Annotated in this window: 21 protein-coding genes; 11 read left to right on the forward strand and 10 right to left on the reverse strand. The window is 68.6% G+C overall.

From position 1 onward, the window contains the following. Positions 1 to 70: 70 nt before the first annotated feature. The 6 genes from ACOAMO_RS02290 to ACOAMO_RS02315 all read right to left on the reverse strand — a co-directional run bounded on the left by ACOAMO_RS02290 (position 71) and on the right by ACOAMO_RS02315 (position 9,037). On the reverse strand, positions 71 to 505 hold the full coding sequence (locus ACOAMO_RS02290) for a heat shock protein transcriptional repressor HspR (protein WP_420175980.1): 435 nt from the start codon (positions 503 to 505) through the stop codon (positions 71 to 73). Next, positions 502 to 1,668: a molecular chaperone DnaJ gene (gene dnaJ / locus ACOAMO_RS02295; RefSeq protein ID WP_420175981.1), complete on the reverse strand. Its 1,167-nt coding sequence runs from the start codon at positions 1,666 to 1,668 to the stop codon at positions 502 to 504. The genes ACOAMO_RS02290 and dnaJ overlap by 4 nt, the downstream gene beginning before the upstream one ends. A gap of 22 nt (positions 1,669 to 1,690) precedes the next feature. Beyond that, positions 1,691 to 2,290: a nucleotide exchange factor GrpE gene (locus ACOAMO_RS02300; protein ID WP_420175982.1), complete on the reverse strand. Its 600-nt coding sequence runs from the start codon at positions 2,288 to 2,290 to the stop codon at positions 1,691 to 1,693. Positions 2,291 to 2,417: 127 nt separating this feature from the next. After that, on the reverse strand, positions 2,418 to 4,271 hold the full coding sequence (gene dnaK / locus ACOAMO_RS02305; RefSeq protein WP_420175983.1) for a molecular chaperone DnaK: 1,854 nt from the start codon (positions 4,269 to 4,271) through the stop codon (positions 2,418 to 2,420). Between the two features lie 331 nt (positions 4,272 to 4,602). Then, a complete protein-coding gene (locus ACOAMO_RS02310) occupies positions 4,603 to 6,474 on the reverse strand; it encodes an FAD-dependent monooxygenase (protein WP_420175984.1) in 1,872 nt (623 codons plus the stop codon). A gap of 319 nt (positions 6,475 to 6,793) precedes the next feature. Continuing rightward, entirely contained in the window at positions 6,794 to 9,037 is a 2,244-nt protein-coding gene (locus ACOAMO_RS02315; RefSeq protein WP_420175985.1) for a sensor histidine kinase, read from the reverse strand. Positions 9,038 to 9,802: 765 nt separating this feature from the next. On the opposite strand from ACOAMO_RS02315, the gene ACOAMO_RS02320 reads away from it, so the two are divergent. Both ACOAMO_RS02320 and ACOAMO_RS02325 read left to right on the forward strand, forming a co-directional pair. Then, positions 9,803 to 11,128 (forward strand): Na+/H+ antiporter family protein, encoded by a 1,326-nt coding sequence (locus ACOAMO_RS02320; protein WP_420175986.1) that lies wholly within the window; start codon positions 9,803 to 9,805, stop codon positions 11,126 to 11,128. Between the two features lie 204 nt (positions 11,129 to 11,332). Next, positions 11,333 to 11,908 (forward strand): hypothetical protein, encoded by a 576-nt coding sequence (locus ACOAMO_RS02325; protein ID WP_420175987.1) that lies wholly within the window; start codon positions 11,333 to 11,335, stop codon positions 11,906 to 11,908. Here the strand turns inward: ACOAMO_RS02325 and ACOAMO_RS02330 are convergent. Next, positions 11,877 to 12,245, reverse strand: coding sequence for an MGMT family protein (locus ACOAMO_RS02330; RefSeq protein ID WP_420175988.1), 369 nt, complete (start codon positions 12,243 to 12,245; stop codon positions 11,877 to 11,879). The genes ACOAMO_RS02325 and ACOAMO_RS02330 overlap by 32 nt on opposite strands. 51 nt (positions 12,246 to 12,296) lie before the next feature. Beyond that, the gene (locus ACOAMO_RS02335; RefSeq protein ID WP_420175989.1) at positions 12,297 to 13,955 is read right to left on the reverse strand and encodes an FAD-dependent oxidoreductase; all 1,659 of its coding nucleotides are present in this window, start codon (positions 13,953 to 13,955) and stop codon (positions 12,297 to 12,299) included. A gap of 203 nt (positions 13,956 to 14,158) precedes the next feature. On the opposite strand from ACOAMO_RS02335, the gene ACOAMO_RS02340 reads away from it, so the two are divergent. From ACOAMO_RS02340 to ACOAMO_RS02365, 6 genes are all read left to right on the forward strand, one after another. Then, complete coding sequence (locus ACOAMO_RS02340) at positions 14,159 to 14,320, forward strand: hypothetical protein (RefSeq protein WP_420175990.1); 162 nt, start codon at positions 14,159 to 14,161, stop codon at positions 14,318 to 14,320. A gap of 42 nt (positions 14,321 to 14,362) precedes the next feature. Continuing rightward, positions 14,363 to 14,626, forward strand: coding sequence for a metal-sensitive transcriptional regulator (locus ACOAMO_RS02345; RefSeq protein WP_420175991.1), 264 nt, complete (start codon positions 14,363 to 14,365; stop codon positions 14,624 to 14,626). Positions 14,627 to 14,699: 73 nt separating this feature from the next. Next, the gene (locus tag ACOAMO_RS02350) at positions 14,700 to 16,079 is read left to right on the forward strand and encodes an amino acid permease (protein ID WP_420175992.1); all 1,380 of its coding nucleotides are present in this window, start codon (positions 14,700 to 14,702) and stop codon (positions 16,077 to 16,079) included. Positions 16,080 to 16,196: 117 nt separating this feature from the next. Next, positions 16,197 to 17,669 carry a threonine/serine ThrE exporter family protein gene (locus tag ACOAMO_RS02355; RefSeq protein ID WP_420175993.1) on the forward strand — a complete coding sequence of 491 codons (1,473 nt, stop codon included), beginning with the start codon at positions 16,197 to 16,199 and terminating at the stop codon, positions 17,667 to 17,669. Positions 17,670 to 17,795: 126 nt separating this feature from the next. Then, positions 17,796 to 19,193, forward strand: a complete 1,398-nt coding sequence (locus ACOAMO_RS02360) for a threonine/serine ThrE exporter family protein (protein ID WP_420175994.1) — start codon at positions 17,796 to 17,798, stop codon at positions 19,191 to 19,193. Positions 19,194 to 19,306: 113 nt separating this feature from the next. Further along, positions 19,307 to 19,798, forward strand: a complete 492-nt coding sequence (locus ACOAMO_RS02365) for a hypothetical protein (protein ID WP_420175995.1) — start codon at positions 19,307 to 19,309, stop codon at positions 19,796 to 19,798. 79 nt (positions 19,799 to 19,877) lie between these two features. Here the strand turns inward: ACOAMO_RS02365 and ACOAMO_RS02370 are convergent, their stop codons facing one another. Further along, positions 19,878 to 20,621 (reverse strand): YaaA family protein, encoded by a 744-nt coding sequence (locus tag ACOAMO_RS02370; RefSeq protein WP_420175996.1) that lies wholly within the window; start codon positions 20,619 to 20,621, stop codon positions 19,878 to 19,880. 67 nt (positions 20,622 to 20,688) lie between these two features. On the opposite strand from ACOAMO_RS02370, the gene ACOAMO_RS02375 reads away from it, so the two are divergent. From ACOAMO_RS02375 to ACOAMO_RS02385, 3 genes are all read left to right on the forward strand, one after another. After that, the gene (locus ACOAMO_RS02375; protein WP_420175997.1) at positions 20,689 to 21,144 is read left to right on the forward strand and encodes a DoxX family protein; all 456 of its coding nucleotides are present in this window, start codon (positions 20,689 to 20,691) and stop codon (positions 21,142 to 21,144) included. Positions 21,145 to 21,221: 77 nt separating this feature from the next. Then, complete coding sequence (locus tag ACOAMO_RS02380; protein ID WP_420175998.1) at positions 21,222 to 21,956, forward strand: response regulator transcription factor; 735 nt, start codon at positions 21,222 to 21,224, stop codon at positions 21,954 to 21,956. After that, positions 21,953 to 23,446 (forward strand): HAMP domain-containing sensor histidine kinase, encoded by a 1,494-nt coding sequence (locus ACOAMO_RS02385; RefSeq protein ID WP_420175999.1) that lies wholly within the window; start codon positions 21,953 to 21,955, stop codon positions 23,444 to 23,446. The genes ACOAMO_RS02380 and ACOAMO_RS02385 overlap by 4 nt, the downstream gene beginning before the upstream one ends. Here the strand turns inward: ACOAMO_RS02385 and ACOAMO_RS02390 are convergent. Continuing rightward, on the reverse strand, positions 23,410 to 24,609 hold the full coding sequence (locus tag ACOAMO_RS02390; RefSeq protein WP_420176000.1) for a hypothetical protein: 1,200 nt from the start codon (positions 24,607 to 24,609) through the stop codon (positions 23,410 to 23,412). The genes ACOAMO_RS02385 and ACOAMO_RS02390 overlap by 37 nt on opposite strands. Positions 24,610 to 24,695: the final 86 nt, after the last annotated feature.

The raw sequence follows: 24,695 nt of genomic DNA on the forward strand, positions 1-24,695 counted from the left end.
CCTGATCCTCTCAGACCGCACCCCACGGGTGCAGGCGAGCCCCCTGCCGAAGGGGGCTGGTGGGGCTGGCTCAGCGCCCGGGGAGGGCGAGCTGACGCGCCGTTGCATGGCGCCCAAGGTGCACCGAGCCGTGCGCCGTGGCAGTGAACAGGCGGGCCCCTCGCTGCTGGGCAGCCACCTGCGCTGCACGGGCCTGGTCGAGCAGGCCCTGGAGATCCTCCACCTGGCTGCGCAGCTGCTCCATCTCGCCCTCCATCTGCAGGATGCGCTGGATGCCTGCCAGATTGATGCCCTCCTCCTGGCTCAGGTGTTGCACCAAGCGCAGGCGCGCGACGTCACGCGGTGAATAGCGTCGTCCGCGTCCACGGGCACGACGGGGAACCACCAGTCCCATCCGGTCGTACTGGCGCAGGGTCTGGGGATGCATGCCCGCCAGATCGGCCGCGACACCGATCGTGAAGATCGCTGCGTCGCGGTCGACCACCTGCGGGTAGTTCTGACTCATGTCGCCTTCCTGAACAACTCCGCCCGGGGATCATGGTCGCCGAGGGACGTGGCGTAGGCCTCCAGCGCCGCCTTGGACGAGGCGTCCAGCTGGGAGGGCACCTCCACCTCCACGGTGACGAGCTGGTCGCCGGTGCTGCCGTCCTTGCGGTGGACACCCTTGCCGCGGACCCGGAAGGTGCGGCCATTGGGCGTGCCGGCCGGGATGCGCAGCTTCACGCGTCCGCCCTTGAGGGTCGGAACCTCGATCTCACCGCCCAGGGCAGCCTCGGGATAGGTGACCGGCACGGTGATGGTGACGTGGTCATCCTTGCGGCCGAAGACCGGATGGGGCCGCACGTGCACCAGCACGTAGAGGTCGCCGGCAGGTCCGCCGTTCTCACCGGGGGAACCCTTGCCCTTGATCCGGATGCGCTGCCCGTCGGTGACCCCGGCCGGAATGCGCACCTGCATCGTCCTGGACGACTTGGCGCGGCCGGAACCGTTGCAGACATCGCAGGGATTCTTGACCACCAGGCCCCGCCCCTTGCAGTCGGAGCAGGTGTCGCTGATGGCGAAGACACCACCGCTGGTGGAGGTCTGCACCCCCGACCCCTGACAGGTCAGGCAGACCTCGGGAACCGTCCCGGCCTTGGCGCCGGTGCCGCGGCAGGCCGAACAGGCGTCGTCGGAGACCATCTGCACGCCCACCGTGGTGCCGTCGACGGCGTCGGTGAAACTGATCGAGACCTCGCCCTCGACGTCGGCACCGCGTCGGGCACCGCGGTTGGTGCGACGCGGACCCGCCCCGGAGGCCTGCGTGAACAGGTCACCGAACAGGTCGCCGAAGCCACCGCCGGCCTGCGCATTGCGGAACAGGTCCTCGACGTTGACACCCCCGGCGGCACCGCCCGGCTGCCCGCCCCGGGGGAAGCGGAAACCGCCCCCGGCGAACATCCGGCGCATGTCGTCGTACTCCTTGCGCTTCTTGGGGTCGGACAGCACCGAATTGGCCTCGCTGATGTCCTTGAAGCGCTGCTCCGCCTTGGCATCGCCGGGATGCTGGTCGGGATGGTTCTCCCGCGCCAGCTTGCGGAATGCCTTCTTGATCTCATCCGGCTTGGCGTCCTTGGAGACGCCCAGCGTCTTGTAGTAGTCCTTCTCGGCCCAGTCCTTGCCGCTCATGGCGCCTCCTCCCCTCGTCCGGTCAGTTCTTCTCGTCGGCCTGGGCAGCCGGGTCCGGGTCGCTCACGGCGACGCGGGCCGGCCGCAGCACGCGGCCATTCATCTGGAACCCGCGCTGCATCACCTGCGAGATGCAGGTGGTGGTCGCGCCCTCCAGCGGAACCTGCATCAGCGCATCGTGCAGGTTGGGATCGAACTCGTCGCCCACCTCACCGAAGGCCACCAGGCCGTGCTTCTCGGCCAGCTTGGACAGCTCGTCGGCCACCATCTTGAAGCCGCCGGTGAGGTCACCGTGCTCACGGGCCATGTGGATGCTGTCCAGCACGGGCATCAGGTCGCGCACGATGCTCTCGGCGCCGGCCTGCTTGGCCACCTCACGGTCACGGTCCACGCGACGCTTGTAGTTGACGTACTCGGCCTGGAGGCGCTGCAGGTCCAGCGTGCGCTCGTCCAGCTTCTGCTGGAGCTCGGCCTCCCGGTCGTCCTGCACCTCGCCCTCGAGCGACTCCTCGGCACCGGCAAGGGCCTCGTCGATCTCCTGGCGGGTCTGCTCGCTGACCTCCTCGGCGGCCCCGGGCTGCTCGTCGGGGGTCTGCGGGTCCTGCGGCTGGTTCTCGCTCATGATCTCCTCATGTCTGCTTGCTGATGGCTGCGTACTGATTGATCGTGGTGCTTCGGAAGGGCCCGGGCCGGCTGTGCGTCCCGGGCCCACCGGAGCGTCAGGATCCCCCGCGGTGCGGGGTTCCGCCTCAGTTGTCCTTCTTCTCCTCGTCGACGATCTCGGCGTCCACGACGTCGTCATCGCCCGAGCCGGTGGCCTCGCCCTCGGCGCTGGCACCCTCGGCCGGAGCCTCCTGTGCCTGCTGAGCCTGGGCCTGGGCGTACATGGCCTGGCCCATGGCCGAGGCCTTAGCGTTCAGGTCCTCCATGGCGGCCTTGACCTCGTCGTCGTTGTCGGTGCCCTTCAGGGTCTCCTTCAACTTGTCGAGCGACTCCTGGACGGGAGCCTTGACGTCGTCGCCGATGTTCTCGGCATTGTCGGCCAGCAGCTTCTCGGTGCGGAAGGCCAGGGCGTCGGCCTCGTTGCGCATCTCGACGGCCTCGCGACGCTTCTTGTCCTCCTCGGCGTGGGCCTCGGCATCCTTCATCATGCGCTCGATGTCCTCCTTGCCCAGGGCGGAGCCGCCGGTGACGGTCATGCTCTGCTCCTTGCCGGTGGCCATGTCCTTGGCGTGGACGTGCACGATGCCGTTGGCATCGATGTCGAAGGTCACCTCGACCTGCGGCACGCCACGCGGGGCGGGCATCAGGCCGGTCAGCTCGAAGTTGCCGAGCGACTTGTTGTCGCGGGCGAACTCGCGCTCACCCTGGTAGACCTGGATCATCACCGAGGGCTGGTTGTCCTCAGCGGTGGTGAAGACCTCGGAACGCTTGGTGGGGATCGTGGTGTTGCGCTCGATGATCTTGGTCATCACGCCACCCTTGGTCTCGATGCCCAGGCTCAGCGGGGTGACGTCGAGCAGCAGGACGTCCTTGACCTCACCCTTCAGCACACCGGCCTGCAGGCTGGCGCCCAGCGAGACGACCTCGTCGGGGTTCACACCCTTGTTCGGCTCCTTGCCAGCCAGTTCCTTCACCAGCTCGGCAACGGCCGGCATACGGGTGGAGCCACCCACCAGGATGACCTGGTCGATCTTGTCCACCGAGGTGTTGGCGTCCTTGATCACCGCATTGAACGGAGCGCGGCAGCGGTCCAGCAGGTCCTGGGTCATGCGCTGGAACTCGGAGCGGGTGAGCTTCTCGTCCAGGTGAAGCGGACCCTCGGCACCGGCGGTGATGTAGGGCAGGTTGATGGAGGCCTCCTGGGCGGAGGACAGCTCGATCTTGGCGCGCTCGGCAGCCTCCTGCAGGCGCTGCTTGGCCATCTTGTCCTGGCTCAGGTCGATGCCGTTCTTGTTCTTGAACTGGGTGACCAGCCAGTCGACGACGCGCTGGTCCCAGTCGTCACCGCCCAGACGGTTGTCACCCTTGGTGGCCTTCACCTCGAAGACGCCGTCGGCGATCTCCAGCAGCGAGACGTCGAAGGTGCCGCCACCGAGGTCGAAGACCAGCACGGTCTGCTCGTCCTTGTCGAGGCCGTAGGCCAGGGCGGCAGCGGTCGGCTCGTTGATGATGCGGTCGACGGTCAGGCCCGCGATCTCGCCGGCCTCCTTGGTGGCCTGGCGCTCCGCGTCGGAGAAGTAGGCCGGGACGGTGATGACGGCATTGGTGACGGGCTCACCGAGGTAGGCCTCGGCGTCGCGCTTCAGCTTCTGCAGCACGAAGGCGCTGATCTGCTGGGGCTTGTAGTCCTTGTCGTCGACCTTGATGCTCCAGTCGGTGCCCATGTGGCGCTTGACGGAGCGGATGGTGCGATCGACATTGGTGACGGCCTGGCGCTTGGCGACCTCGCCAACCAGGACCTCACCGGTCTTCGAGAAGGCGACCACCGAGGGGGTGGTGCGAGCGCCTTCGGCGTTGGGAATGACAGTGGGGTCGCCACCCTCGAGAACTGCGACGACCGAGTTGGTGGTGCCGAGGTCGATACCGACTGCACGAGCCATGGTGATTCCTCCAAAAGTTGCTGACAGATGTACTGCGGGCGAGCTGCTGGGCAGCTGCCCGGGAAGCTCCTTGTTCTCAGCTCCGAGGTGTGACCCCCTTGAGCCTTGCGAACTCAACCCTAGGGCTTGAGTTCATTGGACTCAAGGATGAAGTTGAGTTCACCATGCTCAACCATGGTCGAGTCAGGGTTATTCCCGAGCGAGGAGCCCGCATTTCCGGCAGCCCCCCCAGCCTGCAGACGCGCAGTCGCCCGGTTCCGCTGTCGTGGCGGAACCGGGCGACTGACGATCGGGAGATCAGTCCTGTTGACCGATCAACCGTGCTGGCTGGTCAGCCCTGCTGGCTGATCATGCTCTGCGCGAAGAAGTCGGTGATCTCCTCACGCGCGCTCAACGGCAACACGTGCGCGATGTACATGTCCGGGCGCTGGATCACCAGGGCACCATCCCGGGAGATCTCGCGCTCGTCGAAGATGTCGGCGCTGGGATCGGCGGCGAAGACCTCCTCGCGGTCGGTGAGCTGGTACGGCCCCATCTTCGGCAGGAAGTAGGACGGCACGTCGGCCAGCTCCACCTCCGTGTAGGGCTGCTGGTAGATCACCTTGGCGTCGAAGACGCTGTTGATGTCCGCGCCCTGCGGGGTGAACTTGCGTACCGGGGAGTCCTCGGACTTCTCCAGCCACTCGGCCAGTTCGGCCACCGCCGTCCGATCCTGGTCGGCGAAGGCATACAGGCGCCAGCGACCATCGGCCTCGAACAGGTGGCCCAGCTCACGCGGCGAGGTGTCGGCCACCCGACGCACGAGGTTGGACTGGAAGGCCTTGCCGATCTGGAAGCCCTTGGCCAGATCCTGGTGGGTGCTTTCGCCGATGACCGGCGAGGCCGGGTACTGGGTGGCGAAGCCATTGGGGAACTCGGCGTTGTCGATGTAGAAACGGCCGATGTCCTGCGGATCGTCGAGCTCCTCGGGACGCTTCGACATCATGCCCGACCAGGCCTTGTCGAAGGCGATGAGCTCCTCGGCGATCTGCTGGCGCTCGGCGGAGTAGGTGGCCAGCAGCGACGGATCGCTGCGTCCCTCGAGCACTTGGCCCAGCTTCCACGCGATGTTCCAACCGTCCTGCATGGACACGTTCATGCCCTGACCGGCCTTCGCGCTGTGGGTGTGGCAGGCATCGCCGGCGATGAAGACGCGGGGATTCTGGCTGCCGATCCGGTCCACCGGGACGTCGTCGAACTTCTTGGCGACGGTGTGGCGCACCTCGTAGACGGAGTACCAGGTGACCTCCTTCACGTCGAGCGTGTAGGGATGCAGGATCTTGTTGGCGCGCTCGGCGGCCTCCTGCCAGGTGGTGGCGCGCAGCTCGGCACGGTTGCTGTCGTCGATGTTGCCCAGCGAGACGTAGTAGCGGGTCAGGAAGCCGCCCTCACGGGGGATCAGCAGGATGGTGCCGTCCTTGTCGGACTGGATGCCGCACTTCTGGCGGACGTCGGGGAAGGTCGTCTCGGCGAGCACGTCCATGACTGCCCAGGCGTGGGCCGACGGGTCGCGCTGCAGCTCGATGTCGGTGCAGGCGCGCACCTTGCTGCGCGCCCCGTCACACCCGACGACGTACTTGGCCCGCACCGTGCGCTCCTCGCCCTTGGGGTCGAGCAGCTTGACGCTGACCGGGTACTCCTGCGACTCGTCGGTCTCCAGCGAGAGGAACTCATACCCGTAGTTGGGCTTGATCTTGGCCGGGCCACGCTCGGCATATTCGGCGTAGTAGTCGATGATGCGGGCTTGGTTCACGATGATGAAGGGGAACTCGCTGACCGTCGACGGCGGGTCCTCGGCGCGCACGCCGCGCATGATCTCGGTGGGGTCGTCGGGCTTGGGGCCCCAGAAGTGCACGTCGACGAGGCGGTGGGCCTCGGCATTGATCCGGTCGTAGAAGCCGAAGGCCTGGAAGGTCTCACAGCTGCGGGCCCACAGGCCGTCGGCGCGGCCCACCTCGAGACGCCCCGGGCGGCTGTCGATGATGCGGGTGTGGATGTTCGGGTAGTTGGTGAGCTGGGCCGCCTGGATGATGCCGGCAGGACCCGCCCCGACGATGAGCACGTCCATCGTGTCCGGCAGCTCTTCGGTGCGGTCGACCCCGGTGCCCTTGGGGTCCTTGACGAGCGGATCGTGCGCGACGTAACCGTGGTGGTGGTACTGCATGATTGGGTCCTGTCCTCGTTGACGCTGTGGTGATCGCCGATGCCCGCGCAACCTGTGCGGTTCGGCGCGGCCGGTGACAACAGCGACCGGAGCTCCAACGCCCCGGTCCGCTGATCTGGTGCCAACCTAGGCATCCTGCCGATGGCGGTCCAATACCTGTTGCCTCTCAATCCCACGGTGGTCTGGATAAGTCCAAGTGACCGCGCATCCCAGGCAACAAACCGGGGCCTGCACTGCCCTTGGCCGCGTTCCACCTGTTGGTCCGCCGTCCAGACCCGCCCCCCGGACATAAGACCCGGACAAGACCCGGACAGAGGACTCAGTAGGTACCCCGTGGCTTGTCGGGGAGCTTCATCCGCAACCTGGCCCACCCCTCGTCGGAATCCAGCTGCGCCCCCAGCTGCCCGGCCGTGCGAGTCCACAGGGCCACCTGCTCGTCATTCGGGTCGAGCACCACCAGCGTCGCGATGCCGTGGGACAGGGTCACCTTCACCTCCTGCTTGAAGTGGTCCGGCTTGCCGATCAGCGCCGTCCAGTGGGCCACGGCATCCAGGAAGACCCGCTCCGCGGGGTGCACCGAGGGCGTGTTGATGTGCCACCCGTCGCGACGCAGGGTGTTCAGCACCGCCAGGATCTTGCCCTCATCCGGGCCGAGGATCAGCTCGTCGCGCAAGGTGGCCTCGAGCAGGAGCGCCTGGTCGATCTGTTCCCGGGTGACGACGGAGCCTTCGGCGGCGACGGCCCTCATCAGGGGCATTGCCTCCCCGGTGACCTGCTGCGACCAGTGGTCCTGCAGTTGGGAGGAGTGGCGCAGCCGCGCGAGCCGCTGCCGACTCTCCTCGGCCAGGGCCCGCTGAGTGAAGTGTTCCGAGGCGAGGGTTACGAAGACGTCCAGCAGTGCGATGGTCATCAACACGTCGATGAGCGGGATCACCACGATCGGATAGAGCCGGAACCAGGCGAAGTCGGGTTCGCGCAGCAGGACCCCGATGCTGACCAGCAGCACCCATCCCGCCACCGCGACCAGCCCGAGGCGAACCCGTACGCTCAGCACCACCAGGTGCAGCAGTGCGGCCGAGACCCACATGGGCCACAGGTCGTGCGGGCTTGCCAGCTTGTCCAGGCCGGGCCCCACCGTCACCCAACCCGACCACACCAGCACCGAGGCGACAAAGACCAGACCCGCCATCCGTTCCGATGGTGGGTGCTCGATGAAGTACCACGAATACCAGGCCCCGATGACCAGCGCCGGCAGGACCACCAGCACGACGGGCCAGCCCCCGCCCAGGGGCGCCATCACCGGGATCGCGACCAGGGCTGCGGCCAGCGCCGGCCACGCGGAACGCACCAGCAGGCGTCGCAGCAGGCGCTGGGTGCCGAGCACCCACGCCGGCTCGGGCTGCGAGGCCTCGGGCAGGGGCCAGCTCAGGACCACCTCGGTGCCCTGACCGGGAGCGCTGGTGACCCGCGCCGCGCCACCCAAGGCCGCCATCAGCTCCCGCACCGAGCTGCGCAGCCCCAGCCGGGAGCTCGGAACACGATCGGGCCGAAAACCGACACCGTCATCGCGTACCACCACGCGTTGGGCCGGATCGTCGCGCAGCTCGACGGTGATGGTGTTCGCCTTGGCATGGGCACTCGCATTCAGCAGTGCCTCATGCGCGGCCGCCGCCATGGCGTGCGCGACGTCCACCGGCACCGCCCCGGCATCGCCACGCGGCTCGATGCCCAGGGACTGCACCAGTTCGTCGGCACGCAGCAGGTCACGCACGGAGGCTGCCGGCTCGGTCGCCCGGGGGCGGGCCAGTTCATGCAGGGCCACCCGACACTCTTCCTGGGCCATCTGCGCGGTGACCTCGCCGTCACCGATGCGCGAGATGGCGTGCAGGGCGTGCAGGACGTGGTCGTGCAGCAGCCGGGCGGCCTCCGCACGCTCGTACAACTCGGCACGGTGCGCACCATCCGCCGTGAGGATGCCTTCGCGTTCGGCAATCTGGAGCTCCACGGAGTGTGCCACCCGACGCAGGGCGTCGCCCAGCAGCATGACCACCAGCCCGGGCAGCAGGAACCACAGGGAGACCAGCAGTTCATGGCGCGGCGCTGGCCAGCTCCAGAACCACACCACCCCGAGGTTCATCAGGCCCAGGGCGGCGAAGATGCCCCAGACCACTCGGGGGTAGACGCGCGGAGGCAGCACCATGGTGGCCCAGAGGCACCAGGCCATCCCCAGGCCGCCCGGCGCCCACAGCTGACCACCGTCGCCATCGGCCCACTGCGGCATCAGGGTGAGGAAGGCAAGCACCAGCACTGCCCCGGAGCTCCAGAACCATCGGCTCGACAGGGGCTTGCGCAGCATTGCGACGAAGAGCATCACGAGGTGGACGAGGAAGCAGGCCACGGCCACCCAGGCGAGCGGGGTGCGATCAATGCTGGCCACCATGGCAGGCATGCTGATCAGGTAGACCACCAGGGCTGCAGCCAAGGCCAGGGAACGCGTCCAACGCCGCACCACGCGGGACGGGGAGGAACCCCCGCCCGCGGCGAGTCGAGACAACGACGCCATCTGGCGCTCCTTCCACCTCTGTGAGACGACAACCTCTGTGAGACGACAACCGACCGGGCTGGACGAGACCGCACGGGACAGGACTGCCGACATTCGACATGATCGGTTCCGTCAGGGTCAGGCACAGCTTCGGCGGGGTGACGGCACAGCCCTTGTACGCCCGCGGGAGTCGCTGTCTTGCAGGAACAGAACTGTGTCTTGCAGGAACAGAACTGGGCCCGGATGCCCCCCAGGCATCCGGGCCCACAGGTCTGGTGGTCGAGATCCCCCGATTCCGATCCACCGATTCCCCGAATCAGTGTGCGTCGCTCTCCCCCGAGAAGGACGCTCCCGGTTCCCCCGAACCAGGTGTTTGGGTTCCCCCGAACCCTCGTCGCCAGCAGTCACGCCCCCGAGCGGCTCCCCCGAGCCTCCCCCGTGACTGCCTCGGCACCGTCTCCCCGATCGGGTGCCTTGCGATGACTCAAGACTGGCGATTTGCCCACAGTGAACACAAGTGGGCGGTGCAGTCGTCATTGGCCTGCACTTCAGCTGTGCTTCAGTTTGGGGTCACGCAATGTCCCCCCATGGGGGGACAAATGGCCCCCGAAGGCCCCGCGGGGCCTCTTTCACGGTCACCTGATCACGTGACAAGCCCTTTCGGGCGATGTTCAGCTCCGCTTCAGCAAGAACCGACAGGCCACGACCGTCCGCCGCCTGGTCCATTGCGACGAGCGCGTGGCCGAAGCACTACCGTGACCACGTTTCCTTTCTCTGGAGTAGCCCATGAATGCCGTCGTCCTGGCCGTTGTCATCATGCTCGCCCTGTCCTTCGCGAGGGTCCACGTGGTGATCTCACTCATCATCGGAGCCCTGGTGGGCGGGATCAGTGCCGGCATGGGCATGACCCGCACCATGGAGTCCTTCACCGAGGGCATCGCCAACGGCGCCTCCATCGCGTTGAGCTATGTGATGCTGGGCGCCTTCGCCGTGGCGATCGCCCGCTCCGGCATGCCGCAGGCCTTCGCCAGCTGGGTGATCCGCAAGGCCAATGACGGGGACGGCAGCCGCGGCAAGTTCCTCAAGTGGGGGCTGCTGGGGACGGTGCTGGCGGCCGCGATCATGAGCCAGAACCTGGTGCCGATTCACATCGCCTTCATCCCGCTGCTGATCCCGCCCCTGCTGCTGGTCTTCAACCGCTTCGACGTGGACCGTCGCCTGTTGGCCTGCATCATGACCTTCGGCCTGGTCACCACCTACATGTACCTGCCCTACGGCTTCGGCAATGTCTTCCTCAACGACATCCTGTTGGCGAACATCAACCAGGCCGGCCTGGACACCAGCAACATCAACGTGATGAGTGCCATGGGGATCCCCGCCCTGGGCATGCTCTGTGGTCTGCTCGTCGCCGTCCTGGTGAGCTACCGCAAGCCGCGCAGCTACCAGGACCGCCCCGTCGAGGGCCAGGGCGACGTCCACCTGGACGAGCCCGTCAGCAAGTACCACATCGCCATTGCCCTGCTGGCCGTGGTGCTGTGCCTGGTGGTTCAGATCTGGGCCGATTCGCTGCTGTTGGGTGCCCTGGTGGGCTTTGCCGTCTTCGTGGCGGCTCGCGTCATCAAGTGGAGCGAGGCCGACGGAGTCTTCGACTCGGGCATGAAGATGATGGCGATGATCGGCTTCATCATGATCTCCGCCCAGGGCTTCGCGCAGGTGATGAAGGACACCGGCCAGGTCGAATCGCTGGTCACCGCCAGCGCCAAGGCCTTCGGCGACTCCCACCTGATGGCGGCCTTCGTCATGCTGCTGGTGGGGTTGCTGGTCACCATGGGGATCGGCAGCTCCTTCAGCACGCTGCCGATCATCACGACGATCTTCGTCCCGCTGTGCCTGCAGATGGGCTTCTCGCCGTTGGCGACGGTCTCGATCATCGGCACCGCCGGCGCGCTGGGCGATGCCGGCTCCCCCGCCTCGGACTCGACGCTGGGCCCCACCTCCGGTCTGAACGCCGACGGCCAGCATGACCACATCCGCGACACCGTGCTGCCCACCTTCCTGCACTTCAACCTGCCCCTGCTGGCTGCCGGGTGTGTCGCCGCGATGGTGCTGTGATGTCTGCTCGGCACGGCTGAGAACTCACCCGGGAGGCCTCTTCCTGCCCCTCTCCTGTGCATAGGCTTAGACTCGCGCACGGCACCTGGCCCTCCAGACGGAGGGAAGATTCCTTCCTGAACAGGAGACGCCCGTAGCCAGAGGCTGGTTATGTCGGTCATCGTGCTGGAATGACAGGGCCCCCTGCGATGCCACCATGGGCGCATGAGCCAGCCCGTCCTGCCGTCTGCGCGCGCGTGCATTCCCGCCGCGATCGGGGCTGGACTGTGTTCGCTGGCCCTCTTGCTGGCACTTGCCTCGTCACTGCTGGGTGGACCCCGGCACGGCTTCCTGAACGCCGAGCTGCTGCCCGCACCCGGCCAGCTGGTCGTGGCCGGCGTCACGGCCCTGGCCACTGGGGTGCTGGTGGCCTGTCACCACCCCTCCAGCGCGGCGCTGACGATGGTGGCGGGGCTGGTGTTGCTGGCCACTCTCCTGCTGACCAACAGCCCGGTCACCACCCAGTCACGGCAGGGTGCCTACCTGTCACCCGACCGCAGCAGGCAGCTGGTGCTTGCCCAGGATGACGGGCCGGCACGAAGCACGCGCCTGAGGCTGCAGGAGAACCAGGGCGCCACCAGCCGCTACTGGACCCTGGGTTGTTCGCCCGAGCAGCAGATTGACGGCCTGCGCTGGCTGTCCAATGACCTGGTCGAGGTGCGCGTCGACGGAATCACCGAACAGGTGCACGTGGGGCCCGACGGCCCGCTCAACACCCCGTCTCGGCTTCGACACTGCTGAGCGCCCGCACCTCGGCGGCCACGGCCACCGCAGCACGGTACAGCTGCTCGTCCGGCCAGCGGTGCACGGTGATCCGGCAGCCGCGCCCCGACGGCAGCAGCGCGATCCCCTCGGCCTGCCACCGGCGGCGAGCCTGCGGCAGCAAAGCCTCGGGCAGCTGGCCCGCCGCATTGGTCACTCGCCACCAGGGCACCTCACTGCCCCACTGCGCCATGATCCGACCCACCTGCCGCGGACCCGTGCCCACGGCCGCGGCCACGTCGCCATAGCTCACCACGCTGCCCGCCGGGACCAGCTCGACCACGCGCAACACGCGCTCCACCAGTGCGTCGTCCACCCCGCCAGCCTAGGCAGCCGCACCACGAATCACTGCAGACCGTGCGGCAGCTCAGGCCCGGCTGGCCATGCCCGCCTGCCACGTCTTGTAGCCGCCGTCCAGGTTGCGCACCCCGCGGCGCCCGGCCTCAGCCAGCATCTGCGCCGCGACGTGGGCGCGCACACCGACGGCGCAGTGCACCACCAGCTCACCCTCGGGCAGCTCATCCATGCGTCCGCGCAGTTCGTCGACCGGGATGAGGATGGCTCCCGGGATGTTCCCGGCGTCGTACTCCCCCTGGGTGCGCACGTCGAGCACCGTGGCGCCGGCCTCCTGTGCGGCCTGCAGCTCATGCCACTGAATGTTCTGGCTGAGGCCGGTGGCCAGGTTCTCGGCGACGAAGCCGAGCATGTTCACCGGATCCTTGGCAGAACCGAACTGCGGGGCGTAGGCCAGCTCCAGCTCGGCCAGCTGGCTGGCGGTCAGCCCGGCGCTCATGGCGGTGGCGATCACGTCGATCCGCTTGTCGACGCCGTCGCGGCCCACCCCCTGGGCCCCCAGGATTGCGTCGGTCTCGGGATCGACGAGGAGCTTCAGCGCCATCTGTTCCGCGCCCGGGTAGTAACCGGCGTGCTGCACCGGGTGGGTGTGGATGATGCGGTGCCGACGACCCGCGGCCACCAGCCGCTTCTCGTTCCAGCCGGTGCTGGCCACCTGCAGACCGAAGATGCCGACGATGGCGGTGCCCAGCACGGGGCGGTCACCCACCGGGCGTCCGGCGATGACGTCGGCGACGCGTCGGCCCTGCAGGTTGGCGGTCTGGGCCAGCGGCACCAGGGTCGGCGAACCGTCCACGGCATCGACCTTGTGCACCGCATCACCGACCGCGAAGATGTCGGGATCGCTGGTGCGGAACTGCTCGTCGACGACGATGCCGCCGCGCTCGCCCAGCTCGAGCCCGGCCTCACGGGCCAGCCCCGACTCGGGCTTCACACCGATCGAGGCCACCACCACGTCGGCCGGAAGACGAGTGCCGTCGGACAGTTCCACGTCGGACTCGCCGATGGCCTTCACCGACTGCCCCAGCCGGAGGTCGACGCCGGCCTGGCGTAGCACGTCGTGCACCGGGGCCACCATCTCAGGATCCAGCGGGGCCATCACCTGGGCGGTGGCCTCCACCAGGGCCACCTGCAGCCCCTTGTGCACCAGGTTCTCGGCCACCTCCACGCCGATGAAACCGCCACCGACCACCACGGCGGTCTTCGCACCCGAGATGGCGGCGACCATGGCGTCGGTGTCCTCCACATTGCGCAAGCCCAGGGCGCGCTCGATGCCCGGCAGGGGCGGGCGCACCGGAGTGGCGCCGGGGGCCAGCACCAGCGCGGTGTAGGGCAGGTCTCGTTCCGCACCGGTGTCGAGCTGGCGCACCGTGACGGTGTGCTCATCCCGGTTGATCCGCACGGCCTCGGTGCGCACGTGCACGTCGATGTCGAAGCGGGCCTTGATGGCCTGCGGGGTCTGCAGCAGCAGGGCGTCGCGCTGCTCGATCACCCCGCCGACGTGGTAGGGCAGGCCGCAGTTGGCGAAGGAGATGTTGCCACTGCGCTCCACGACGGTGATCTGGGCGGCACCGTCGAGGCGGCGCAGGCGTGCGGCGGCCGACATGCCAGCGGCGACGCCACCGACAATGACGATCTGACGGCTCGGGGTGGTCTCGGGTGCAAGGTTCATGGCTCGATTGTCCTTCACTGACGGGGGCTTGGGGCGGGCTTCGGGGAACTGGGCCCGGGACGCGGGTGACGGATCCAACGGTCTTGACTATATACCCCCTAGGGTATTAAATGAAGTCAGCGCGGGCCCGATTTCCACACAGACCCCCGTACAAACCCCACAGCACCAACCCCACAGCACGAGACCCACCAAGGAGAACGCCCATGTGCCGTCCCGTCACCTGCAAGACCTGCCACAAGACCACCTGGGCCGGTTGCGGCCAGCACGTCGCCCAGGTGAAGGCCTCGGTGCCCACCACCCAGTGGTGCACTGGCCACCCCGAGCAGAAGGGGACCGGACTGCTGCGGCGCCTCATGGGAAGGTGAATGCAGCACCCCCGTGCCAAAGACCTCACAACAGGAGCCCCGATGGAGATTCCCGCAGAAGAACTCGACGCCGTCCTCAAGCGCCTGCGCCGTGCGCAGGGCCAGCTGGGCGCCGTCATCCGCATGATCGAGGAGGAGCGTGACTGCCGCGAGGTGCTCACCCAGCTCTCGGCCTGCTCCAAGGCCCTCGACCGCGCGGGTTTCTCGCTGATCTCCACCGGCATGCAGCGGTGCCTGACCACCGACAATCCCGAGCGCGAGGACGACCTGGCCGCCATGGAGAAGCTCTTCCTCTCCCTGGCCTGAGCCGGGGTCGACCGGTCGCCCTGGCCTGGACTGCGCGGGGAGCACCCGCAGCCCAGGTCTAGACTCGTCGCCCATGACCGACCCCCAGCCGCCCGATGCCCAGGACAGCGACGCAGGGGCAGGGCTCCAGCGCGCCCTGAAGAACCGCCACATCCAGCTGATCGCCTTGGGTGGCGCCATCGGGACCGGCCTGTTCTACGGCTCCAGCGCCGCCATCTCGATGGCCGGGCCGGCCATCCTGCTGGCCTATCTGGCCGGGGGTCTGGTGATCTTCCTGATCATGCGCGCCCTGGGCGAGATGAGCGTCGACGAACCGGTCTCCGGCGCCTTCAGCCACTACGCCTACCGCAACTGGGGGCCCTTCCCCGGCTTCTTCTCCGGCTGGAATTACTGGTTCAACTACATCGCCGTGAGCATGGCCGAGCTGGTGGTGGTGGGCACCTACGTCAACTTCTGGTTCCCCGACGTCCCGCTGTGGGTCTCCAGCGCCGCCTTCCTGGTGCTGGTGACCCTGGTCAACCTGATCAGCGTGCGTGCCTTCGGCGAGTTCGAGTTCTGGTTCGCGCTGGTCAAGGTGGCAGCCATCATCGCCATGATCATGCTCGGGCTGGTCATCATCGTCTTCGGCTGGGGCAGCGGCAATGCCACCGGTGTGGCCAACCTGTGGCGTCACGACGGCTTCCTGCCCAAGGGCGTCTGGGGGCTGGCGATGAGCATGGTCGTGGTGCTGTTCAGCTTCGGCGGCGTCGAACTCATCGGCATCACCGCGGGCGAGGCCGACAACCCACGCCAGTCCATCCCCAAGGCGATCAACCAGGTCGTCTACCGCATCCTCATCTTCTACGTGGGCGCCATCCTGGTGATGCTGGCGATCTTCCCGTGGAACCAGCTCGACGGCAACGAGTCGCCCTTCGTCTCGATCTTCTCCCGGTTGGGCATCGGCTCGGCCGCCACCATCCTCAACGTCGTGGTGCTCACCGCTGCCGTCAGCGCCTACAACTCTGGCCTCTACTCCAATGGCCGCATGCTGTATTCGCTGGCCCAGCAGGGCAATGCCCCGCGCTGCTTCCTGCGGCTGAACCGCGTCGGCAGCCCCTGGCTGGGCGTGCTGGCCAGCTCGGCCGTCACCGCCGGCGCCGTGGTGCTCAACTACCTCTTCCCCGGCAAGGTCTTCCTCTACGTCATCTCGGTGGCGCTGATGGCCGGCATCATCAACTGGACGATGATCGTCATCACCCAGCTGAAGTTCCGCCGTCGCATCGGCGACGCGGCCCAGCACCTGACCTTCCGGATGCCCTGGCATCCTTGGTCCAACTACCTGGTCCTGGCGACGCTGGCCGCGGTCGTCGTCCTGATGGGCTTCATTCCCAGCTACCGTCCGGCCCTGGTCGTCGGCCCGCTGTGGATCGCCCTGCTGGCGTTTGCCTACGCCATCAAGACCCGGCGTCGCTAAGGCCGGAAGGACATCCCCAGGGGCTGGGGCCCCACCCGCTGCCCCGGTCACTTTCGTGCACGGGCCACGCGTGGTACCAATGGTCTGCCTCATCCCACCATGCATGAAAGAGCAGCGATGCCGGCAAGTACTCGCCTGGCCCGGGCCTCACGAACGATGGCCCACGCCTACCGCAACAAGCTGCGTGAGGCAGCGCACGTCGACGAGTCGGACGTGGAGGCCGCCCGGGCCCGCTCGATCGTCGCGCTCTCGATGAGAGCAGCCGAGATGATGCTCTCCTCCGGCGCCACGGCCGCCCGCGCGACCCGCCTGGTGCTGAGCATCTGCCGCTACTACGGGCTCCCCGCCCAGGTGGACATCACCTACACGCGCATCACGATCAGCTACGAGCCGTCGGCGGCCAGCGACCCGATCACCGTGATGCGAATGGTCAAGCCGGGCACCATCGACTACGACCAGTTGACCCGCGTGGAGAACCTGATCCAGGCCATGTCGCGCGACGCCCTCGAGATCGAGGTGATGTACCGACGGCTGGACCACGTCCGCCGCGAGCCGCGCACCTACCGTCTCTGGGTGACCCACGGTGCCGCCGCCCTGATGGGTGGCGCCGTCGCGATGCTGCTGGGCGGAAACCGGTCCGACGTGATCATCGCCATGGTCACCACCTTCCTGGTGGAGCTCGTGCGCAATGGCATGGACCGTCGCGGCATGAACACCTTCTTCACCCAGGCCGCGGCAGCCTCGATGGCAGCCCTGGTGGGCCTGGCGGTGATGTCGGGACGTGCCTACCTGCCCGACAGCCTGCAGATGGCCTCGCCCGGGCTGGTGGTGGCGGCCGGCATGGTGCCCCTGTTGGCCGGTCTGGGCATCGTCACCGCCGCGGGCGATGCGATCGACGCCTACTACATGAGCGCCGGCAGCCGTGCGGTGGAGGTCTCCGTGCTGACCTCGGGAATCGTGCTGGGACTGGTCGCGACCCTCTCGCTCGGCCTGTGGCTGGGCGTGCCCAGCTACTTGGCCCCCATCGGCGGTTTCAGCGCCACCCCCGTGGCCCAGCTCTTCTCGGCCGGACTGATCGCCGCGAGTTTCGGCGTGCTGTGCAACATGGGGCCACGCTCGGCCCTGGCCGCGATCTCGATGGGGGTGGCGGCCCAGTTGGCCTACCTCGGTGCGGTCGCCCTGACCACCTCGACCCCGGCCCGTTCCGGGCTCGCCGCCCTGGTGATCGGGCTGTTGGCGCGGCTGGTGACCACACCGCTGCGCATCCCGTTGGTGGCCCTGATCAGCACCGGCATCGCCCCGCTGATGCCCGGCCTGCTGCTGTACCGGGGCATCTTCGCCCTGCTCACCGACCTCCCCTCCAGCTCGGCCAGCATCCCGATGCCCGGTGAGGACCCGCAGACCCTGTTGTTGAAGTGCCTGATGACCGGCGCCGCGCTGGCCGTCGGCTCGAGCTTCGGCGCAGCCCTGAGCAATACCGCCTTGCGGTGGGCCACCAAGGGCACCGTGCGTCGCCCCATCCGGGCCAATGGGGACGGCTCGAGCTTCCGCCGGCGTCGCGTCGCTCCGGCGAAGGTGAAGCGCTCCTGAAGAGGGCCGCCCGGGCCATGCCCGAGGCAAACTCCCCACCCTCACGGGCGGTCCTGTGAGGCGGCGGCCGGTGGCAGACTGTGCCGGCGGAGCATGCCGGCTCCAGCCGGAACCACGGGGGGCACGATGAGTGAGGAGAGCGGACCCGCCAGCTCGGGGCCCGTCGCCAATGCCCGGGAGACGGCCGACAGCGAGATGGCCCTCGTCGATGATGGACGGGTGGACCCCCACCGCGCCCGGGCCATCACCGAGCTGGCCGTCCGGATCGGGGCCCTGGCGCTCTCCTCGGGGTCCAGCGCGGCCCGCACCGAGACGCTGGTGCGGCGCGTGGTGGGTGCCCACGGCCTTCCCGTCCAGCTCGACGTGACCTACTCCCGGATCATGCTCAGCTACGAGCCCGCGGCTCTCGCGGCGCCCATCACGATCATCCGTTCGGTGCTGCCCGACCAGACCGACTATGACCGGCTGCAACGCGTCGAGGGCCTGGTGCGCGAGATCCATCGCGGCGAGGTCGATGTGGAGACGGCCACTGCGCGCCTGAACCACATCGCCACCGCGCCCTTCGAACATCCCCGCTGGTTCCGCCTCTTCGCGGCCGGGGTGCTGGGCGCTGCCATCGGCCTGCTGATCGGCGGCAGCCTGATGGACATGCTGGTCTCGGCTATCTCCACGATGCTGGTCGACGAGACGCGACAGCAGCTGGAGCGCTGGACGATGGGCTCCTTCTTCACCACGGCCGTCTGCGCCGCGATCCCCACCAGCCTGGCACTGCTCGTCCTGGCCCTGCAGCACTGGGCAAGCCCCGCCCTGCCGGCCATGAATCCATCGCTGGTGATCGCCGCCGGAATGGTCTCGCTGCTGGCCGGCATGGGCACCGTCGCGGCCGCCGGCGATGCCATCGACGGCAGCTTCCTGGGAGCCGGGGCCCGAATCGTCGAGGTGGTGGTGACCACGGGCGGCATCGTCCTGGGGCTGGTCACCACCCTGTGGTTGGGCCGCAGCCTGGGAGTGACCGCCCAGCTCGAACCCGGTGCCAGCCAGAACCCGAACCACTGGATCCAGCTGGTCTGCGCCGGGATGGTGGCCCTGGCCTTCGGGGTGCGATTCATGATGCGCACCAGGGCGCTGGTCACCACCACCGGCCTTGGACTCCTGCTGTGGGCCAGCTACCTGGCTGCCCACTGGATCACGGCCTCCCACCCGGCCAGGGTGGCGATCGCGGCGCTGGTGGTGGGATTCACCGCACGCATCGTGGTGCGTTGGCTGCACATTCCGGTGCTGGCACTCACCACCACCGCCGTCGCCCCGCTGATGCCGGGCGTGATGCTCTACCGCGGCGTCTTCGCGATCACCGACGAGGATCCCACCACCGCGACCTGGCTCTTGCTGAGCTCCACCTATGTGGCCGTCGGGCTGGCGGCCGGCACCAGCTTCGGGGCCATGCTGGCCGCGCTGGTCCTCTACCGGCGTCGCGAGGGTGGGCCCGCCGAGCGCTATGCCCTGGTGGAGCAGGCGCACGGCTGACCGGGTCTGGATTCACAGTCTCCTGACAGCTCCGCGACAGCGGCAGCCAAGGCTGCGTGGGCAGAGTTCCTGGTGTCCGGTGGAGATGCCACCGCAGACAGCAGGAGGAAGCAATGACTGACACGAAGAATGCCGTCCGGCTCGCCAGCGCCGCTGTCACGGGCCTGGTGATTGGCGGTGGGGCCATGCTGGGTCTCAGCGCCCATGCCGACAGCACCACCACCTCGCCCACCTCCAGCGCCACGGCCAGTACGGGCAGCGACAGCCAGGGCAGTGACCAGGGCACGGACCGAGGCTGCGAGCCCGGCCGCGGCGGCCCGATGCGCGGCACCGAGGTGACCGGCGACGAGCTCACGAAGGTCAGCAAGGCCGTCACCGCCAAGGATGCCGACTTCACCGTCGAGCGCGTGATGAAGGACGACCAGGGCACCTACCACGTGATGGGCACCAAGGACGGGGACCGTGCGGGCTATGAGGTGAGCAAGGACCTCAAGACCATGACCGCGCACTCCCCGGGTGGTCCCCGCGGTGAGGGCGGCCGTGGTGGACGCGGCGGCCACGAGCACACCAGTATCAGCGGCGACGAGAAGACCACGGCTCGCTGACTCGACCACCACCCATCCCGAAGTGGGGAGGATTTCCACCGACATCGGTGGAAATCCTCCCCACTTCGCGTCGTCGGGGTCAGCGAGCCGTGACCAGCGCCGTCCAGGGGCGGCCGGCGCGCTGCGGCATCACCAGCTCCACGTCGAAGGCCTCCCCCAGCGCGGCCGGCAGGTCTGCGACCCGCTTCACGACGTCGGTCTGGCAGAGGCGACGCGCCACCAGGCCGCGGGTGTGCTTGGCCCAGTGCGAGGCACCCGGCACGTCGACGACCACCCAGCGTTCGGCCAGCTCGGGGGTGGGTTTCCAGGCATTGCGGTAACTGGTGGAGCGGCAGTCGACGACGATTCCCGTCCCCACTTCCGCGGGCAGCACGTCGGCCAGCCGGGGTGCCCAGAACCGGGCCAGCGGGCCGATGCCGGGCAGGTCGACGTCCATCGCCAACCGGTAGGGGCTCACCCGGTCGTTGAGACGTAGCGCGCCGTGGGCGGCGCTGGTCACCAGCAGGCGCTTCGTCGCGCGCCGGGAGTCCGCACCAGAAAGCGACTCGAGGCCCAGGGCGTCGTAGAGGACACCGGTGTACAGGTCGCGGGCGCGCAGGGCAGGGGCGCTCATCAGGCGCGTGTTGGCCTCCACGTCGTCGGCCAACGAGGGCCCCACCTTCAGCACGGTCATCGCATCTTCACGGGAACTCACCGCGGCCAGCGCCTCGATGACCTGCTCCCGCGCCGAGGTGAGCGCGGGCAGGCTGAGCGAGTGGAGATCCATCGGGCGACCACGACGAGCAGTGGCCTTGCCCTCACTGGGCGGCAGCAGAACGAGCATGGCTCCCATCTCACCAGATCCCGCGCGCTGCCCGCCCCGGGTCGCTCGCCCGCCCTACAGTTGGGACATGAGGTCGTTCATCAGCTTCCTGCAGGCCATCAGCCTGCTGGTCGTGCGCATCTGCTTCGGCCTGCTGCTCATCGCGCACGCCTGGCACCGTTGGCACACCGTGGGGATGCACGCCGAGATCGCGCACCTGCAGGCCTTCGAGGTGCCCCAGCCCTACCTGTTGGCCTGGGGAGCCCTTGCCCTGGAGGCCATCGGTGGTGTGATGCTGGTCCTCGGCCTGATGGTGCCGCTGGTGGCGCTGCTCGTCCTCGTGATGAATGTCCTGGTGATCGTCTGGATCAAGTGGGGCAACGGCCTCTACCTACACCACGACGGGTGGGAGCACAACGCGGTGCAGGCCTGCCTGGCGCTGCTGCTGACCACCTTCGGTTCGGGACGGGTCGGCCTCGATGCCTTCCTCTTCGGGCGTCATCACGACGACAACGAGCGAATCGCGGTCCGCGAGGTTCCCTGATCGGATCGGCCGCGCTCACAGGCTGCACACAGCAAGCGCACAGCTCTCCCAGCGGATTGCGGAGGAAGGTGGTGCCCATGGCACGTTTCAATCCCGACAATGAACAGCTCACCCGCCCCGACGGCTCCCCCATCCGGGTGTTGGCCGTCGACGACGAGCCCAGCCTCACCGAATTGCTCGGCATGGCGATGCGCTACGAGGGGTGGGAGGTCTCCACCGCCGCCAGCGGCACCGCCGCGGTGAAGACCGCCCGCGAGGTGCGACCGGATGCGATCGTGCTGGACATGATGCTGCCGGACTTCGACGGCCTGGAGGTGATGCGCCGGATCCGCGCCGACCAACCCGATGTGCCCGTGATCTTCCTCACCGCGAAGGATGCCGTCGCGGACCGGATCGGCGGGCTGACCGCCGGCGGCGACGACTACGTCACCAAGCCCTTCAGCCTGGAGGAGGTGATCGCCCGGCTGCGCGCCCTGCTGCGCCGCAGCGGCGCCACCGCCCCGCAGAACGACCCGCTGTTGGTGGTCGGAGACCTGACGCTGGACGAGGACTCCCACGAGGTGACCCGTGGTGGCGACCAGATCAGCCTGACCGCCACCGAGTTCGAGCTGCTGCGCTACCTGATGCGCAATCCCAAGCGGGTGCTCTCCAAGGCGCAGATCCTGGACCGGGTGTGGAACTACGACTTCGGTGGTCAGGCCAATGTGGTGGAGCTCTACATCAGCTACTTGCGCAAGAAGATCGACCATGGTCGAGAGCCGATGATCCACACCATGCGCGGCGCAGGCTATGTGCTGCGCCCGGCAGCATGAGCCCCACGCCCGAGCCCGGCCGGGCGCCGGTCTCGCTGCGTCCCCTGGCCGAGCTGGGGCCGGGCACCCTGGGGCGGCAGCTGGTGGTGCGCGTGGTCCTGCTCGTGGCCGTGGTGGCGATCCTGCTCGGTGCCGCCTCCACCCTGGCGGCCCGCCACCAGCTGATCGCCGCGGTCGATGCCAACCTGCAGGCCGCCGTCGAGCGAGGCCAACGCCACCCGGGCGACGAGCGCGGTTTCGGCAAACGGCCCATGCCTGGAACCGAGGTGGGCCAGGTGACGGTCAGCGTCGACGAGGAGATGGTGCACGCCGTGCTGTGGGTGGAGGGCGGCAACTCGCAGCTGGCCCAGGAGGTCACCCAGCAGTTGCTGGAGGCCTCCCCCACCGAACCAACCACCATGCGACTCACCGGACTGGACGACTACCGCGTGCTGGCCGCCGACTCTCCGGACGGCACCCAGATCGTGGCCCTTCCGCTGAACCGGGTGGAGCACACCCTGCGCCAGCTGCTGTGGCTGGTGCTCGCGCTGCTGGGCGCCGCCATCACGGCCGCGGTGCTGGCGGCCCGCACGGTGGTGGTGCGCTCCCTCAAACCGCTCAACCGGTTGGCGAGCACCGCGACCGAGGTCTCCAACCTCTCGCTGGATCGTGGAGAGGTGGTGCTGCCGCAGCGGGTTGGGGCGGCCGATGCCGATCCGGCCCATGAGGTGGGCCGGGTGGGCTTCGCCTTCAACCACATGCTCGACAACGTCGAGGCTGCCCTTGCCACCCGACAGGCCTCCGAGACCCGGGTGCGGCAGTTCGTCGCCGACGCCAGCCACGAACTGCGCAATCCGCTGGCCTCCATCCGCGGCTATGCCGAACTCACCCGCCGCGGCCGCGACCAACTGCCCGAGGACATCCGTTTCGCGCTGGGCCGCATCGAGGCCGAGAGCACGCGGATGAGCCATCTGGTGGAGGACATGCTCCTGCTGGCGCGCCTCGACGACGACCCCACCCTGGATCTGGCGCCCACCAATGCGGTGGAAATGGTGCTCAATGCCGTCAGCGACGCGCAGGTGGCCGGCCCCAACCACCAGTGGAGCGTGGCACTGCCCGACCAGCCGGTCATGGTGCAGGCCGACGCCCTCAAGTTGCACCAGGTGGTGGCCAACCTGTTGGCCAATGCCCGCACCCACACCCCGCCCGGCACCCGGGTGCACTGCGCCGTCACCAGCCGCGATGGCCAGGCGCACATCACGGTGCTGGACGACGGGCCGGGCATCGACGACAGCATCCGCGAGACGGCCTTCGAACGTTTCGCCCGGGCCGATGCAAGCCGCACCCACACCGCCGAGAGTTCCACCGGGCTGGGGCTGGCCATCGTCGCCGCAGTGATGGCTGCCCATGGCGGCAGCGTCGGTCTGGACTCACGCCCGGGCCACACCTGCTTCACCCTCAGCCTGCCGCTGGCTCAGCAGGACTCCACGGTGTCGGTCCAGCACGACTGACGCAGGTAGAAGACGGCTCCGGCTCCCTGCGACGATCCCGGGTACCAGTCCAGGGCCATCCCCTCGTGGAAACCGGTGGCGCCGACCGCGCTCGAGCCGTGCCGCGCCAACCAGCCCTGCAGCTGGTCGGCCTGCCGGAAGAGTCCGGTGACGGCCTTCACCTCTGCGGCTGCCTGGGAGGCCACCGGCCGTCCCGACTGCTGCTGGGTCTTCACCTTGAGATAGCCGACCTCATCGCCCACCAGCTGGTAGTCGACGGTGTGCGTGAGACCCTTGGCGCTGCGGGTGCAGGAGACCTGCGGCCCGGGTTCCCCACACCGGTAGCCCAGCCCCGTGAGCCCCGCCTCCAACGGCTTGAGCGGCGAGAGCCAGGCCGGCTGGGCGCCGTCCGGAACCCAGCCGTCGACGAACATCACCAGCGATCCGTCGGCGCTGCCCCGGGCCTTGACCTCTCCCCGCCGGGCCTCGGCATAACGCTGCTCGTCGCCCTTGCGCACCGCGGCCAGCAGCGTCTGGCGCTGGGCCTTGTTGGGGATGACCTGCTGCGCCAACCACTCCTGCAGCCCCAGCGCCTTGGGATTGTTTCCGCCGGGGCCGTCCTGGACGTTGAGCGCGACGCGGCCCAGCCGCTTGCCCTTGGCGCCGCCCACATAGGCCAGCATCGCCGGGTTGCGGGTGTAGTGGGTGCACAGCCAGGAATCGATCCCGGGCTGCCCCTCCGATCCGCAGGTGAAACCCTCCTTGAGCAGCCGAGCCTTGACACCTGCGACGGTGCCCTTGCCGGGAGCCTCCGTGGTCGCGCCCTCGCTGGATGGCGCCGATGGGGTGCTCGCTGCGGCCGGGCTGCCGGACGTCCCGGCGACGGGCGCCTCAGCCTGCGACGGGCGGTTGGTGGCCCACCAACCGCCACCCACCAGTGCGAGGACCAGCGGTACGACCACCAGCAGGGGCCAGCGACGCGACTTCCCGGGACGCTCTTCGTGCCGGGTCTCGATGCTCCTCGCGCCGGCGCCTTCCGCCCGTCTGAGCGGCACCCCCGGACCGGCCTGTTCGCCGGCCGGCCGAGGGGCCGGGGCGGGATCGGCGTCGACGGCAGCCCTGCGCGGACGCACTCGCGCGCCCGTCTCGTCGGCCTCCCCGGGTACCCCTCCCCTGTCAGTCACGCGGGCCAGCCTAACCCCACGCTGCTCGCTGCCCGGTGGCAAGCCGCGGCAGAGAGCGGCGTCAGCGAGGCTGGTGGACCTCCCCG

The organism is Luteococcus struthionis, from assembly GCF_048595755.1.
GTDB lineage: Bacteria > Actinomycetota > Actinomycetes > Propionibacteriales > Propionibacteriaceae > Luteococcus.

What these genes read in the sequence shown, in the direction of transcription:
- dnaJ (WP_420175981.1), bottom strand. Translation starts at nt 1,668, where the DNA reads ATGAGCGGCAAGGACTGGGCCGAGAAGGACTACTACAAGACGCTGGGC.
- ACOAMO_RS02360 (WP_420175994.1), top strand. Translation starts at nt 17,796, where the DNA reads ATGAGTGAGGAGAGCGGACCCGCCAGCTCGGGGCCCGTCGCCAATGCC.
- ACOAMO_RS02355 (WP_420175993.1), top strand. Translation starts at nt 16,197, where the DNA reads ATGCCGGCAAGTACTCGCCTGGCCCGGGCCTCACGAACGATGGCCCAC.
- ACOAMO_RS02290 (WP_420175980.1), bottom strand. Translation starts at nt 505, where the DNA reads ATGAGTCAGAACTACCCGCAGGTGGTCGACCGCGACGCAGCGATCTTC.
- ACOAMO_RS02335 (WP_420175989.1), bottom strand. Translation starts at nt 13,955, where the DNA reads ATGAACCTTGCACCCGAGACCACCCCGAGCCGTCAGATCGTCATTGTC.
- ACOAMO_RS02375 (WP_420175997.1), top strand. Translation starts at nt 20,689, where the DNA reads ATGAGGTCGTTCATCAGCTTCCTGCAGGCCATCAGCCTGCTGGTCGTG.
- ACOAMO_RS02325 (WP_420175987.1), top strand. Translation starts at nt 11,333, where the DNA reads ATGAGCCAGCCCGTCCTGCCGTCTGCGCGCGCGTGCATTCCCGCCGCG.
- ACOAMO_RS02300 (WP_420175982.1), bottom strand. Translation starts at nt 2,290, where the DNA reads ATGAGCGAGAACCAGCCGCAGGACCCGCAGACCCCCGACGAGCAGCCC.
- ACOAMO_RS02370 (WP_420175996.1), bottom strand. Translation starts at nt 20,621, where the DNA reads ATGCTCGTTCTGCTGCCGCCCAGTGAGGGCAAGGCCACTGCTCGTCGT.
- dnaK (WP_420175983.1), bottom strand. Translation starts at nt 4,271, where the DNA reads ATGGCTCGTGCAGTCGGTATCGACCTCGGCACCACCAACTCGGTCGTC.
- ACOAMO_RS02350 (WP_420175992.1), top strand. Translation starts at nt 14,700, where the DNA reads ATGACCGACCCCCAGCCGCCCGATGCCCAGGACAGCGACGCAGGGGCA.
- ACOAMO_RS02380 (WP_420175998.1), top strand. Translation starts at nt 21,222, where the DNA reads ATGGCACGTTTCAATCCCGACAATGAACAGCTCACCCGCCCCGACGGC.
- ACOAMO_RS02365 (WP_420175995.1), top strand. Translation starts at nt 19,307, where the DNA reads ATGACTGACACGAAGAATGCCGTCCGGCTCGCCAGCGCCGCTGTCACG.
- ACOAMO_RS02345 (WP_420175991.1), top strand. Translation starts at nt 14,363, where the DNA reads ATGGAGATTCCCGCAGAAGAACTCGACGCCGTCCTCAAGCGCCTGCGC.
- ACOAMO_RS02385 (WP_420175999.1), top strand. Translation starts at nt 21,953, where the DNA reads ATGAGCCCCACGCCCGAGCCCGGCCGGGCGCCGGTCTCGCTGCGTCCC.
- ACOAMO_RS02310 (WP_420175984.1), bottom strand. Translation starts at nt 6,474, where the DNA reads ATGCAGTACCACCACCACGGTTACGTCGCGCACGATCCGCTCGTCAAG.
- ACOAMO_RS02315 (WP_420175985.1), bottom strand. Translation starts at nt 9,037, where the DNA reads ATGGCGTCGTTGTCTCGACTCGCCGCGGGCGGGGGTTCCTCCCCGTCC.
- ACOAMO_RS02320 (WP_420175986.1), top strand. Translation starts at nt 9,803, where the DNA reads ATGAATGCCGTCGTCCTGGCCGTTGTCATCATGCTCGCCCTGTCCTTC.
- ACOAMO_RS02340 (WP_420175990.1), top strand. Translation starts at nt 14,159, where the DNA reads ATGTGCCGTCCCGTCACCTGCAAGACCTGCCACAAGACCACCTGGGCC.